The sequence below is a fragment of the Fodinibius sediminis genome (genome assembly GCF_900182555.1).
Taxonomy (GTDB): Bacteria; Bacteroidota; Rhodothermia; order Balneolales; family Balneolaceae; genus Fodinibius; species Fodinibius sediminis.
In genome coordinates, this window is record NZ_FXTH01000008.1 from 99,541 (window position 1) to 113,993 (window position 14,453).

Annotated in this window: 8 protein-coding genes; 5 read left to right on the top strand and 3 right to left on the bottom strand. The window is 48.9% G+C overall.

What is annotated here, in order from left to right; genetic code table 11:
* Positions 1 to 12: 12 nt before the first annotated feature.
* The 3 genes from rnr (at position 13) to FN808_RS10295 (ending at position 6,595) form a co-directional block, all read left to right on the top strand.
* On the top strand, positions 13 to 2,202 hold the full coding sequence (gene rnr, locus FN808_RS10285; RefSeq protein ID WP_142714505.1) for a ribonuclease R: 2,190 nt from the start codon (positions 13 to 15) through the stop codon (positions 2,200 to 2,202).
* A 1-nt stretch (position 2,203) separates the two neighbouring features.
* Positions 2,204 to 5,569, top strand: a complete 3,366-nt coding sequence (locus FN808_RS10290) for a peptidase MA family metallohydrolase (protein WP_142714506.1) — start codon at positions 2,204 to 2,206, stop codon at positions 5,567 to 5,569.
* Positions 5,570 to 5,836: 267 nt separating this feature from the next.
* Positions 5,837 to 6,595, top strand: a complete 759-nt coding sequence (locus tag FN808_RS10295) for a sugar transferase (protein ID WP_142714507.1) — start codon at positions 5,837 to 5,839, stop codon at positions 6,593 to 6,595.
* Between the two features lie 42 nt (positions 6,596 to 6,637).
* Here the strand turns inward: FN808_RS10295 and FN808_RS10300 are convergent, their stop codons facing one another.
* The 3 genes from FN808_RS10300 to FN808_RS10310 all read right to left on the bottom strand — a co-directional run bounded on the left by FN808_RS10300 (position 6,638) and on the right by FN808_RS10310 (position 11,483).
* The gene (locus FN808_RS10300; RefSeq protein ID WP_142714508.1) at positions 6,638 to 7,771 is read right to left on the bottom strand and encodes a glycosyltransferase; all 1,134 of its coding nucleotides are present in this window, start codon (positions 7,769 to 7,771) and stop codon (positions 6,638 to 6,640) included.
* Positions 7,772 to 7,943: 172 nt separating this feature from the next.
* Positions 7,944 to 9,698, bottom strand: a complete 1,755-nt coding sequence (locus FN808_RS10305) for a capsule assembly Wzi family protein (RefSeq protein ID WP_185958347.1) — start codon at positions 9,696 to 9,698, stop codon at positions 7,944 to 7,946.
* A 60-nt stretch (positions 9,699 to 9,758) separates the two neighbouring features.
* Positions 9,759 to 11,483: a capsule assembly Wzi family protein gene (locus FN808_RS10310; RefSeq protein ID WP_142714510.1), complete on the bottom strand. Its 1,725-nt coding sequence runs from the start codon at positions 11,481 to 11,483 to the stop codon at positions 9,759 to 9,761.
* A gap of 261 nt (positions 11,484 to 11,744) precedes the next feature.
* Between FN808_RS10310 and FN808_RS10315 the strand changes: the two genes are divergently transcribed.
* Positions 11,745 to 13,514 carry an SLC13 family permease gene (locus FN808_RS10315; protein ID WP_142714511.1) on the top strand — a complete coding sequence of 590 codons (1,770 nt, stop codon included), beginning with the start codon at positions 11,745 to 11,747 and terminating at the stop codon, positions 13,512 to 13,514.
* A 167-nt stretch (positions 13,515 to 13,681) separates the two neighbouring features.
* A complete protein-coding gene (cysQ, locus tag FN808_RS10320; RefSeq protein WP_142714512.1) occupies positions 13,682 to 14,446 on the top strand; it encodes a 3'(2'),5'-bisphosphate nucleotidase CysQ in 765 nt (254 codons plus the stop codon).
* The last annotated feature ends 7 nt before the right edge of the window (positions 14,447 to 14,453 follow it).

A 14,453-nucleotide genomic window follows, 5' to 3' on the forward strand; every position in this document is an offset into this window, starting at 1 on the left:
AAAATTTATTTAATGAATAAGAGCAAGAAAGAAACCTTTGAAGAGATTATTCTCGACATACTGCGGAAAAATCCGCAGGCACAGCTACCGTTTGATGTACTTCAGAATATCTTACAAGTAGACGGAAAAAAAGACAACAACCGCCTGAAAGGCGCCATAAACAGCCTGTTTGATCGAAACTTGATCGTCAAGCGAAAGGGTGGAGCGATTCAATTGGCCTCCGATGATCGGAAAGAAAGAGGCAGTGACAACATTATCACAGGCAAGATCGACATCAGCCGCCGGGGTACGGGCTACCTCATCACTGAAGCTTTTGATGAGGATGTGCGCATACATTCCAAGCACCTGGGCACAGCCCTGCAGAATGACCGGGTCAAGGTCGAGCTTTTCAGTCGTGGACGAGGAAAACGACGCGAGGGTAAAATAGTTGAAATCCTGGAACGCGGCCGAAGCATGTTTGTGGGAACCCTGAAAAAGCAGGGCAAACGCAATTACTTGATTAAACCGGATGAGAAATCAGCTCACACTGATTTTTTTGTTCTGGCCGGTAATATAGGAGCGGCCAAATCCGGGGATAAGGTGGCCTTTGAACTCGTTGACTGGGTACACCCCCGCTCCCTGCCAGAGGCGCGTATCATCGAAGTGCTGGGCAGGGAAGGGACCAATGAAGCCAACCTGCTTTCCATTCTGGCGGAAAACGAGATTAAGGCCGGCTTCCCGGAAGAGGTCGAATCCTATGCTGAAAATATTTCCACAGGTGTAGCTGAAAAGGAAATTATGAGGCGTCATGATATCCGTGATAAGACCGTTTTTACCATTGATCCCGAAGATGCAAAAGATTTTGATGATGCCATAAGTATCGAGATGCTCGACAATGGTAATTACTATCTTGGGGTTCACATCGCAGATGTAACTCACTACATGCCGCGGGAAACCGTACTGGACGAAGAGGCCCACAACCGCGGAACCAGTGTATATCTGGTTGACCGGGTGATACCTATGCTGCCCGAGAAGCTCAGCAACGGCGTCTGCAGTCTGCGTCCGCATGAAGACAAGCTGGCATATAGCTGTTTCATGGAGATCACTCCCAGTGGACAACTGGTGGATCACTCCATCAAAGAGACCGTTATTCATTCGGATCATCGTTTTTCCTACGAGAAGGCACAGGAAGTGATAGACGGGGCATCCAGCGACTACGCCACGCAGATGCAGATGGCCGCCAAACTGGCCCATGTCCTGCTTGATAAGCGCTTCCGGGAGGGGAGTATTGACTTTGACACCCCGGAACCCAAGTTTGTGCTTGATGAAAATGGCAAGCCGATTGATGTCAAGCTCAAGAAACGGCTGTTTGCTCACCGGTTGGTCGAAGAGTGTATGCTGATGGCCAATCGGACGGTGGCCAAGCACATCAAGGGGCTTCGCAAGCGTTCGAACAAGAAGACCACCAACGAACTCTATCCGTTCTTCTACCGCATTCATGATCAGCCGGATTTGGACAAGCTGAAGAATATCGAGGAGAATGTTAAGCCCATCGGCATCAACTTTCATATTGACAGTCCCGTAGTCAGTTCCAAGGCAATTAACGTCTTGCTGGAACAGATCAAGGATACTTCCCTTGAGCTTACGGTTAACGACCTGATGCTCCGGGCGATGGCCAAGGCCGAGTACAGCCCCGATAACATCGGGCACTTTGGACTTGGATTTGATAATTATGCACACTTTACCAGTCCGATTCGCCGTTATCCAGATGTGATAGTTCATCGTTTATTGAAAAGCTATGCCTCTGGAAAGCCCAGTTATACTTTTAATGAACTGAAAAAACTGGGTTCGCACTGCAGCGAACGGGAGCGTGCGGCTATCGATGCCGAGCGTGATTCGGTCAAGTTGAAACAGGTTGAGTATCTGAGTCAGCATCTTGGAGAAGATTTTCCGGGCGTCATCAGTGGTGTGATGGAGAGCGGCATCTTTGTTGATCTCAAAGATATCCACTGTGAAGGAATGGTCCGGGTAAGTGATTTATCAGATGATTATTATATTTATGATGAAAAACAGCACTGCCTGATTGGTAAAAATCGCGGAAAAAAATACCAGTTGGGGAAAGAATTGTACGTGAAAGTTGTTAGAACAGACATAAAGGCTCGACAAATTGATCTTCAGCTTGTGGATAAGGGGGATAAATCTAATATTAAAAAAACTCGTTGATATGAATAAGCCACAATTCGGTTTCCGGTTTTTCATTGGCTTTTTTGTGATGATTCTGCTGGGGGGGCTGACCCAGACAGTCGATGCCCAGTACTTCTCATTTGGCAAAAACCGGGTGCAGTATGATGATTTTGACTGGCGCTATATCCAGTCCGAGCACTTTGATGTATACTACTATACGTCAAAAAATTATGATCTGGCCAACTTTACAGCTACTGCCCTGGAGGCGGCTCTCCAGCAGCTGCATGAGGATTTTGACCATCGTATTGCCGATCGGATACAGATAATCATCTATGATTCTCATAATGATTTTTCCCAGACAAATGTGGTTCCCCTTCCGGTGGATGCTGAAGGAATCGGCGGTGTAACGGATGCCTATAAAAACCGCATTACAATGCCCTTTACGGGGAATTTTACCAAATTTCGAAGTACGCTGCACCATGAGCTGGTGCATGCGGTCATCAACGACATGTTTTACGGGGGCACAGTGCAGTCGCGCCTGAGCGGAAATGCCCTCCAAATTCCCCTTTGGTTTAACGAGGGGATGTCCGAGTATACCTCCTTGGGGTGGGATACAGAGACCGATATGTGGATTCGGGATGCCATCATCAATGACTATCTGCCTCCTATTCCGCGGCTGGGGGGATATTTTGCCTACAGGGGAGGGCAGTCTGTATGGAACTATCTTGTCGAAGAATACGGACGGCAGAAGATCACCGAGATTATCCAGACCATGAAAACGCAGCGGAGTGTGGAAACGGCATTTACACGCACCACAGGCTATAACATCGAGGAGCTTTCGGAGCAGTGGAGGGATTTTTACCGTGAACGGTACCTGCCGGAAGTGGCCAATCGCGAGGACATCACGGACTTTGCCGAACTGGTAACCAAGCGCGAAAAGTTTGGCACGTTTAATACCAGCCCCGCCGTGTCGCCGCAGGGAGACAAGATCGCGATGATAACAAACACACGCGGGTATTTTGACGTGGTGGTAGTCAGTGCTCTTACGGGAGAAAAGCTGAAAACCCTGATCAAGGGTGAGGATAACGTTGTTTTCGAAGAGCTCAACATATTGAACCCGAACCTCAGCTGGTCGCCGGACGGTACGAAAATTACTCTTTCGTCCAAATCCAAAGGGGATGACAACCTGGCCATCGTAGATTACAATACGGGCAAGGTCCAAATGGTGAAGTTTCCCCGCCTGGATGCAATCGGTTCGGTGGCCTGGTCGCCGGATGGCAACAAGATCGCTTTTGACGGTAATATCGGTCCGTTCCAGGATATTTATGTGTACAACCTGCAGACCGAGGAGTTCAACAATGTCACGAATGATGTGATCTCAGACTACGAGCCGGCATGGGGTTCCGATTCCGAAACCATCTATTTCGTCTCAAACCGTGGGGATGAGGTCAGGCTCAACAACGTTAAAAATACCTCCCGCCTGCTGCTTACGGATGATCTGTACAGCAGTGATATCTATTCGGTTACCATCGGTTCATCGCGGGCCCAGCGTTTGACTATCACACCCAAGTGGAACGAGAATCAGCCGATAACCACCCGCGATGGGAAGCTGTTTTTTATCTCCGATCAAAATGGAATTCCCAATGTTTACCAGATGAATCTGGATGACCGGACTACAGCGCCATTGACTGATCTGCAGACGGGCATCATGCAGATGTCGGTAAGTGCTGACGGCAGTCGGCTGGCGGTGAATACGATTAATGAGGGGGCGCTTGACATCTTTTTGATTCGGTCGCCGATGTCCAACAAAAAGGAGCAGCCGCTTGAACCCAACGAGTGGGCGCAGCGGAGAGCCCGGGAAAGCGTTGGAGAAAGGGTGCCGGCTACAGAATATGTTCGTCAGATGCTTCGTACCACGCCTGTTGATGAGACCAGCCTCTCTCAGGCGGTTTCGGACCAGGTCAGCGGCCGGGAACCTAAACCGGCTGTGCTGGATACCATCGATACGGTTCCGGCCGACACCTCCGGGACCGCGGCCCCGGCAGATACCACCAACCAGGAGGAAGCGGATGCCGACAGTATTGATTTTCGAAACTATGTCTTTGATTCATCAGTCGAGGAAGACACGGTGTTTGCATCAAAATACCTCGACAAGTCGAAGTTTGACCTGGAGGGCAATCGCACCGATGACGGGCGCTATGTTCCCCGGGAGTACCGGCTGAAGTTCACGACCGACCTGGTCTATGCGGGAGGGAGCTTTTCAACCTATTACGGCACCTACGGACTGACTCAAATCGTGTTCAGTGACCTGCTGGGCAATCACCAGATTGCCTTTGGCAGTAACCTGAATTTTGATCTGCGCAACAGCAGTTACTTCCTGCAGTACGGCTACATGGAGAATCGGGCCAACTGGATTTTCAATTTTTTCCATAATGCCAGTAATTTCCAGGATTTCTCCGGCCGACTTTACCGATTCCGGTCCTACGGCGGTGCTGTTAACGTACAATACCCGATAGACAAGTTCCGGCGCATTGATGTCGGGGTGTCAGCCGTAGGGTTGGCGCAGGACTTTTCCATTGCCTATTCCGATCAGACTCAGAATGAGACCTCTACTTTTATTTATCCGCAGATTACCTATACCAGTGATAAAACGCTGCAGGGATTTATCACTCCTGTGTCAGGATCGCGTTATTCGGTAAGCCTTACGGCTAGCCCCCCTGTGACCAGCCAAACACCCCAGTTTGCGTCTGTCCTTGGGGATTTTCGAAAGTATTTCAATCTTGGTTCCCGGTATTCCCTGGCATTCCGCGGTTCGGGAGCGGCTTCATTCGGCAGCGATTCTCAGACCTATTTCATGGGCGGAATGCTGGGCTGGATCAACCAAAAATGGTCAGGCAACTCTCTGCCGCTGGACCGGCTCGGGGATACCTTCTTCACGCTGCCGGCCCTTCCGCTGCGCGGACACCCCTATAATGCCACCTATGGCGACAAGTTTAGCCTCATCAATGCCGAATTCCGATTTCCGCTCTTCGCAGCTATTCTGCCGGGGCCTATTCCTGTCATTCCCCTTTATAACTTGACGGGGGTGGCGTTCTGGGATGCTGGTATGGCCTGGGGTCAGGATATTCTGTTCGAATACCGCGGCCAGCCGGGCGCGGATCCCGAAGTGCTGAACAGCCGAGAGCTTGATTTTAAAGTAGCCCGTAAAGTAGAACGGACGTTTCTAACGGAAAGGGGAGAGCGTTCCGTGGCTGTCAATGAGGGAGACATCCTGATGGGTGCAGGATTTGGGCTCAGAACCATTCTGTTTGGTTTTCCGCTGCGGTATGATGTGGGCTGGCCCTACTACCGGGGAGGGTTTGAAAGTGACCCAATTCATTACGTAACGATTGGCATCGATTTCTAGGAATAGCTGGTCTTTGGCCTAACGGATGCTGTTCTGTGCCTGGCTTAACACACCGGTTTATTTCGATATTCGTGAGCGGACTTACGGCCATTGCTGCAGTTGGTTTACTGTGATAAGGGGGCTGAAGGGTACGTAATAAAACGGGTTGGTGGAGTTCTTTTTTTACTATTAGCGAAATAGTTCTATATTTGACTTTTGTATTGGAACTTTTAACATAAGTATTGGCTATAAGATAAGTTAGCTACAATTTCTCAATAAATTATTAAGATGGGATATAAAAGCGAATCGGTGGCCGCTAATAATGTCATTCAAGAGAAATATCAAACGGTCAGACAATCTATTGTACAGGAAATGTACGATACGAACATAGGGTCGGTCGAGGGCACAGACAGTAGTTATTCCAAGTTTGAATCACTTGCGAATAACACTTTTCGCGGAAAGCGCAGCATCGATTTATTTATAGGATGCTTTGCCTTTCTTGTCTTTTTGCTGGTATATCCAATCTTTGCTGTTTTTATCAAGCTCAGTTCAAGAGGGCCGGTATTGTATAAACAACGGCGGACCGGTCAGCATGGCCATGATTTTATCTGCTACAAATTTCGGACCATGCATCAGCTGGATCTTCGCCGTATTGACGGGAAGCCGGTGGTCACCCAGAAAAACGACAAACGTGTTTTTTGGTTTGGCAGTTTGCTCAGGATGACCAACCTGGACGAACTGCCGCAAGTGCTCAATGTGTTAAAAGGCGATATGAGCCTTATTGGTCCGAGGCCCTACCAGGTTGAAGAATGTGCCCACTGGAACAATATGTACAACGATTTTTACTATCGGTATGCGGTAAAACCCGGCATCTCGGGCTTGGCCCAGGTGAAGGGATACCGGGGCGGCACGCTGGATGAAGATCACATGCGTAAACGCCTGGATTATGATTTGATCTATGTCGAAAAACAATGTTTCGGGCTGGACTTGAAAATACTGGGGCAAACTATCTTCAAGATGATTCATCTGGACACAGATGGACATTAAATCCGGTGGATCTGTTTAGCTATTGGGTCTACCTGCACCGGATCAGCTCTCAACATTAACGTTACCGGTGTCATTGAGCTTTTCATCAACAAAAGCTTTGAATTGTTGGCGAAAGTGCTTTTCATCAAAATGAGCAACTGAGTCAATTACACCCTCCCTATCAAAGGCCTGCTGCTCAAAAGTGGTTATCGCCTGTCGCAAGCTATCCGAGGTTTGCTCCTCAAAAAAGAGTCCATTCACTCCTTCCTTGATATAGTCCCGGGTTCCTCCTTTGGCAAATCCAATCACCGGTGTTCCCAGTGCCATCGCTTCAACGGGACTCATGCCGAAATCCTCTTCAGCGGCGAACAGGAACGCCTTGGCTTTGGCAACCAATTCGGTTTTCGTCTCCTCATCTACGAAGCCGAGGAAGGAAATGTTGTCGGATTTGGCTAGGGCCTTCAAGCGTTCACTGTCATTTCCAGCACCGGCAATGAGTAGTTTACGATCTGGAAACTCGTTAAATGTTTCAATTAAGAGGTCTACTCTTTTGTATGGAACGAGCCGGCCAACCGTAATATAGTAATCGCCGTTTTCAACCTGGGTATATTTATCACGATAGGCCTCGACCTTGATGGGAGGATGTATCACCCGGGCCGGCCGCCGGTAGATGTGTTCAATGCGCTTTTTAACAGTCGTGGAATTGGCGATAAAGTAATCTACCCGGTTTGCTGTGGCAACGTCCCAGATCCGCAGATAATTCATCACATAGCGTAAAATAGGCCGGGTGAAGCGCCCGATGTCGTTTTCATTGTACAGGTATTCATGGTATTTGACCCAGGCCTGTCGGATGGGAGTGTGCACATAGGATATGTGCAGGGTTTCGGGACGACATAATACCGCTTTGGCCCACAAGTAAGAACTGGAAATAACCAAATCATAGTCCCTCAGGTCAAAATCTTCAATATAGGTGGGATAAAAGGGGAGCAGCTTGCGATAATGCTTCCTTCGCCATCGCGAATCCCTGAGCTTGGGATGTTCCACCACCTTGTGATTGGCAAAATACTTATTCACAATCTCATCTTCCGCTATCATCGTGTAGATATCCGCGTCGGGGAAAAGAGAGGCAATTTGGTTGGTGACAATTTCCGCACCGCCGAATTGATTGAGAAAATCCGTAATGATGGCTGTCTTCAAAATAGCAGATCGTAAAGGTTCAAAGTCAACAATGAGGAGGAGATGCCCCCCTATACACTATAAAATATAAATTCTAACACAAACGTTACCGGATTTTCAGAGCGCTGCACTTTGTCTTCCCGGTTCCCGCTTGTTTCAGATCGGATGAAGAAAGGCAGCATGTCAAGCTGCTTTATTGAAACAGGTATTGGACGGATAGTTGATACTGCATATTAATGAGATCATCCTTGTAGCGGCCCTCCCAGCTGATTGGGAGTCGGCCATAATTAAAGCGTCCATAGTTATAGTTTTTATTCCATACCATGCTTGCGCCCAGCAAAAGGTTGGAAATGCGATACTTACCGTTAAGGCCGATATTGAGTTTCACCTGGTGACGGTACTGATCTTTAAAGCCTCCCAGGGGATACCATCGCTGGTTGAATTCAAAATGAAGATGGTCATTTTCAACCATTCGCTGGGCGAAAATTCCGACCTTGCCGTTCTTAAAATAGCCGTCGATGCCAATGTACTGGCTGCTGGAGCCGGGCCCAATAGCAGCCCCCAGTACCTGTCCCCGGTTGGTATGCCCCTGCTTAACCTTCTTGTGTGTGTAGTAGTAGGTCTGTGGACGAACATCATCTACGCGAGGGGGGATCAGGGAGTTGATCTCCGCATTAACCTTGACAAAGTCTATCCAGCTGCTCTGTAGGATTTTTTGGGCGCCCAGCGTGTAGGCCCGGCCGTGCTGCGGCTCCATCAGAAAATCCCGAAAATTCCAGTTATGATCCTCTTTGTAAAATTCCCCGTAAAATTCGGCATCACTTTCGGGAAGGACCCACCGAAAAAATACGGACGAAAGAGCATTTTTTTCCTGGTAGTGACTGGCATCCCTGAATCCGTCCAATACCTTCTCTTCAGGATTGGGAAAGGAGCGGAAAATAGCAAAGTAGTCTGCGGCTTTGAGCCCTTCGTCCGGTATATACTGATGGATGATACGGCTGGTGCCCACATGAAAATTCGGAAGAAAAGAGGGGGAGTATACGATATTCAGCCCGTTCATAAAGCGCTTGCGCTGATAGCGTTTTCCGAGGTCAAAATAGCCAGAGTCACGCGGCCAGCCCCAGATCCATTTTAGCTGGAGGTGGCCGATATTCCAGGGAAGTTCGAAGGGGGCGCGCGTCCCGAGGAAGGCGTGGGGCACGCCGGGGGCGTTATTGCTCATGGTCAGGGCATATTGCACGCCGGGGCCCCACCAGAGAGGTTCGGAACTTAATCCCAGTTCCAGGCCCTGGGCATGAAATCGTACGGATGAGTGTCCCCAGTCGTAGGTTGAATAGCTGTCGGGTCCAAACCGGTAAGGGCGGTCAATACGCTGTGCTAGGGTATCCTCGGGGAGCGTACCTTCGGCTACATAGCGGATATCGCCGTCGCGTTCGACGGGGACAAAGCGTGGAACCCGGAACTTTTTATTCTGCTGATAGATAATGTGCGGTCGAAAATTAATATCCAGAAAGTGGGAGGTCAGGTGGAAGCCCCCCTGAAATTCGGTATTCATCCCCCGGCCATACCAGGCGGCTCCATTATTCTCTCCATATGGCAGCTCATTGTTATAGGTGCCGGCCAGCCGGGGTTCATAGAAGCCGAGCGTAAAATCATCAGAGAGCTCAATCGAGGGCGACTGTAGTGGCTGTGCCCACCAGGCAGCCGATGTTCCCGCGTTCTGAACGGTCTTTTGGTAGCTGCTGTGACTGACAGGACGATTCATAAAAGAGATTTCAGCAGTAGAGTCGGACATCAGCTGGAGCAGCCGAAACTGGGTGTCCCGGAAATCGCCCACGGGAATAGTTTGGGCACTCAGATGCAGGGGAGCTGCTGCAATAAGCGCTATAAGCAAAAGGACTATTGCCTTGTATTTGGTAGTCGCTGTATACAATAAGGTGGAGATCAAACTATTGGGTTTTATGATTCCGAGAACTTCGTTTGGTTGATTGCCGGTCCGCATCTTCGATTATTGAAAATTAAAGAGATAGCGGGCGGAGAACTGCAGCTGCATGTTGAGCCTGTCTTTCTTCTCAACGGTGTCGAAATCAACATCCAATTTGCCATAATCATATCGCCCGTAATTGTAGTTTTTGTTCCAAATCAATTTGGCTCCCAGCAACAGAGGGCCGGTTTTGTAGGAACCCTGCAACCCAATATTCAAATTGATGCGGTGCCGCCAGATGTCTTTATATCCGGTACCCAGATCGGGCCGATCATAATATTCATAATGGAAGAAATCATTTTCAGCCACGCGCTGAACAAATAATCCGAGCATGCCTTCCTGGAAATAGCCTTCGGCGCCGATGTACTGGCTGCTGGAGCCGGGCCCGATAGCAGCTCCCAGCACCTGCCCCTCGCTGGTATGCCCCTGCTTGATTTTGGCATGTCGGTAATAGTAGGTTTGGGGACGCACCTCGTCAATCCTGTTGGGAACCAGTGAATTGATTTCGGCATTCAGCTTGACAAAGTCGATCCAGTTGCTCTCCACAATCTTTTGAGCGCCCAGCGTATAGGCCCGGTCGTGGTCCGGTTCCATCATAAAGTCGCGCAGGTCATAGTTATGGTCTTCCCGGAAATATTCTCCATAAATCTCGGCATTGCTTTCAGGGAAAACCCATCGGAAGTAGACCGAAGCCAGCTGGTTTTTTGTATCGTTGAGCCCTCTGCTGTCCGATTCGTCCTGTCTGGTTTTCTGAAAGGCCTGGATGATATCAAAGAAATCGTCGGCGTCGAGCCCGCTTTCAGGCACATACTGGTGGAATGAGCGGGTTAATCCCACGGTCAGGTTTGGGATGAAAGAGGGGGAATAGCTGAAGTTAAGAGCATTAAGGAACCGCTGGTTGTTGTTCCGGCTAAAATACTTTGAATCGCGCGGCCAGCCCCAGACCCAGCGAAATTCAATAGCCCCGATGTTCAGGGGCAGGGGGATGGGAGCGCGCGTGCCCCAGAAAAGATGGGGGATGCCGGCGGCATTATTGCTCATCATCAGCGCATACTGTACCCCGGGTCCCCACCAGAGCGACTCCGTACTGGCCCCGGCCTCAATCCCTTTATAGTGAATGCGGGCCGAGGAGTGGCCCAGGCTAAAATCACTGTTCGAATCAGGACCAAACCGGAAGGGCATGTCAATATTGGAGAAAATAGCGGTATATCTGGGATTCCCCTCGCTGTCAGTCGGGATAAAACGCGGCGTGGGAAAATCCCGGTTCTGGGTGTAGATAAGATGCGGTCGAAAGGTAAGGGTGAGGTAATCCGAGGTGAGATAAAACCCACCTTTTAATTCACTGTTAAGACCGCGGCCATACCATGCAGCGTCATTATTTTCGCTGTACGGAAGGCTGCTGTTGTAGGTATTGGTCAATACCGGCTCATATATTCCTGCTTCAAAGAAGTCAAAAAAAGTGGTCCGGGGGCCTTCCAATGACCGGGACCACCAGGCGTTGGCCGGGGGGGAAAACTGGCTTGTCAGAGCCCGGTAGTCAGGCATCCAGAGCGGACGGTTGGTAAGGGAGGTTGCTATGGTGGAATCTGAAAGAAGCTGTAAGGTTCGGTACTGGTTATCCTTGATGTCGCCAACCGGAACAGGCTGTGCGAAAAGGTGTTGCACGGGAAAGGCCCACAGGATAAAGACACACAGGGCCAGCTTGGCACATGCAATAACTGAAGAGGAAAAAACTTTTTTACGACTCAAGGTAATCTTGGCTAATTGTTAAATGGACCAAAGTAAAAGAATGTGGCTAAAATAGCTAAAATCTATTGAGACCTACCCGAATCTGGATAGCCTTTTTTAATGCTTTTTGTTCCCGAACCGATGGAATCGTAAAGTTTCGTCAGTGAAGGCTGATCTCCAGCGGCTCAGGAGGTAAAATGAAATGAACAAATTTGAAAACTTAGAATATTTCTTTTTCTTAATCACGGTCCGAAATTATTAACCAATCTGAACCAACAATTCATGACTCTAGCTGGATGGACGGTTGTTGCCGTCATCGTATTGTGTTTGATTCTACTTATCAAGACGCGTATTTCTGCGGATGTTATTTTTCTGGGCGGACTTACCATTTTGATTGTCAGCCAGGTAGTACCTGCCTCCGAAGCCTTGACCGGCTTCTCCAATGAGGGGATGCTAACGGTGGCGGCTTTATATGTTGTGGCCGCCGGCCTGAAAGAAACCGGGGCCATTCAGTATGTTGTGAATAAGATTATTGGTCGCTCCAGGAGCATTCGGCGCGCCCAGCTGAGGGTGATGGCCCCGGTCATGGTGTTGAGTGCCTTTTTGAATAATACCCCTGTTGTAGCTTCTTTTATTCCGGCGCTGGAAGATTGGGCCCGAAAAAATCGCATCCCCGCTTCAAAAATTTTGATTCCACTCAGCTATGCGGCTATTCTGGGCGGGACGTGTACCCTTATAGGGACCAGCACCAATCTCATTGTAAATGGACTCCTGATTGAAGAAACGGCGGCAGGCTCACTCGGAATTTTTGAACCTGCTCTTGTGGGGATTCCCTGCGCTATAGCCGGCTTTCTTTATCTGGCCGTATTCGGTCGAAAGCTGCTTCCCATTCGAGGATCCGGTTTTGATACGTTTAAAGACCCTCGCGAATATACGATAGAGATGCTGGTGGATACCGAAAGCCCGATGGTGGGACAGACGGTTGAAGAAGCTGGACTTCGCAACCTGCCCGGCCTCTTTCTGGTTGAAATATACCGCGAGGGTCAGATTATGGCGGCAGTAGATCCGGAAATAAGATTAAATGGAAATGACCGGTTGATTTTCACGGGTATAGTAGATTCTATTATAGATCTGCAGCAGACCAATGGACTGAGTCCGGCCACGGACCAGCTGTTCAAGCTTGATTCTTCACGCCGGGAACACCTTCTTATTGAAGCCGTGGTATCGCCTACTCACCCGATTAATGGACGCACGATAAAAGAGGGCCGATTCCGCAACTTGTATGATGCTGTAGTGTTGGCGGTGGCGCGCAACGGGGAACGGGTCAAGGAGAAGATCGGGGATATTGAACTTCAAACAGGAGATACACTCCTGTTGGAGGCTCATCCCAATTTCTTACAACAGTACCGAAATTCCAGTGACTATTATTTGATAAGTGGCATCAGTAATTCCAGTCCCCCGAATTATGAAAAATCAGGCGTCGCATGGGCTACCCTGGGCGTTATGATAGGATCAGTTGCCCTGGGACTCCTGTCTATGTTTCAGGCTTCCTTTTTAGCGGCCGGAATGATGATTCTATTTCGATGCTGCCGGGCGGCTGAAGCGAAAAGCTATATTGACTGGTCGGTGCTGCTGGTCATTGCGGCTTCGCTCGGGATCGGTAATGCCATGCAGGAAACAGGGGCTGCAGCGACGCTGGCCGAAGGTTTTCTGGGGTTTGTAGAATCAAATCCCTATGGAGCTCTGATAGGTACTTATATTGCTACATGGATACTTACTGAAATGATTACCAATAATGCGGCGGCGGTTCTTATTTTCCCGATTGCTGTCTCCATGGCGGCATCGTTTGGCGTCAATTACATGCCTTTTGTTATCACCATTATCATGGCTGCTTCTGCCAGTTTCTCAACCCCCATTGGATATCAGACAAACCTGATGGTCTACGGACCGGGAGGGTACAAGTTTACGGATTTTACGAAAATTGGCCTCCCCCTGAATCTTATTGTTGCAACAATTACAATTATACTGGTTCCGATGATTTGGCCGTTTTAGTTTAAAACCGGGAATAGCCGGGTATGAAAATGATCTACAGGAACATTTTGAATTCATGCCAATACAATTAGAGGGTATTTTTATTATTCAAAAATCTTAAATCAGGAATATTTTTGCTATATTTGCTGCCCCTGAATCACAGTTAATTGAAGAGACCATAAATTTAGATGTTGAAGGAAATTATTGAGACCGCTCAAAAGGCGGGTGAAGCTATTCTCGAGTTCTATGGTGATGAGATAGATGTCATGCACAAGGATGATGACTCGCCCCTGACAAAAGCTGATTTGGCTGCCCATCGAATTATCATCGACGCTTTGAAAAAAATCGATCCGGATACGCCGGTTATTTCTGAGGAATCAGGTATTCCTGATTATGAAAACCGCAAGGATTGGAAAACGTTCTGGATTGTGGATCCGCTCGATGGAACGAAGGAGTTTATAAAAAAGAATGGCGAGTTTACCGTCAATATCGCCCTCATTGATGAGGGGGTTCCTGTTTTGGGGGTTGTCTATGTTCCGGATCAAAAAACGACCTATTACGCGACGAAGGAAGCGGGGGCGTACAAACAGGTGAACGATGAGGCTCCGCGACGTATTTATTCTGAGTCCAGCAGCAGGGAAAAGAAATTGTCGGCCGTTCAGAGTCGCTCACATGGATCCGACAGTTTGATAAGCCAGCTGCAGGAAAAAGGCCTGGAGGTTACAGAAACCGTTCCGGCGGGCAGTTCAATTAAGTTTTGTCTGGTAGCTGAAGGAAAAGCTGATATTTATCCGCGTATGGGACCGACGATGGAATGGGATGTGGCCGCCGGTGATTGTGTCTATCGCTATTCGGCCCGTGATGGGATGCACGCATCTCCGTTGACCTACAACAAGCCGGATTTAAAAAACAGTGGTTTCCTGATTGGGCTCGAGGAACAGATTGAACTTTAATTAGCTT

Bases quoted from the DNA above. Each gene is read 5' to 3' on its own strand.
- FN808_RS10315 (WP_142714511.1), top strand. From the start codon at position 11,745: ATGACTCTAGCTGGATGGACGGTTGTTGCCGTCATCGTATTGTGTTTG.
- FN808_RS10290 (WP_142714506.1), top strand. From the start codon at position 2,204: ATGAATAAGCCACAATTCGGTTTCCGGTTTTTCATTGGCTTTTTTGTG.
- rnr (WP_142714505.1), top strand. From the start codon at position 13: ATGAATAAGAGCAAGAAAGAAACCTTTGAAGAGATTATTCTCGACATA.
- FN808_RS10295 (WP_142714507.1), top strand. From the start codon at position 5,837: ATGGGATATAAAAGCGAATCGGTGGCCGCTAATAATGTCATTCAAGAG.
- cysQ (WP_142714512.1), top strand. From the start codon at position 13,682: ATGTTGAAGGAAATTATTGAGACCGCTCAAAAGGCGGGTGAAGCTATT.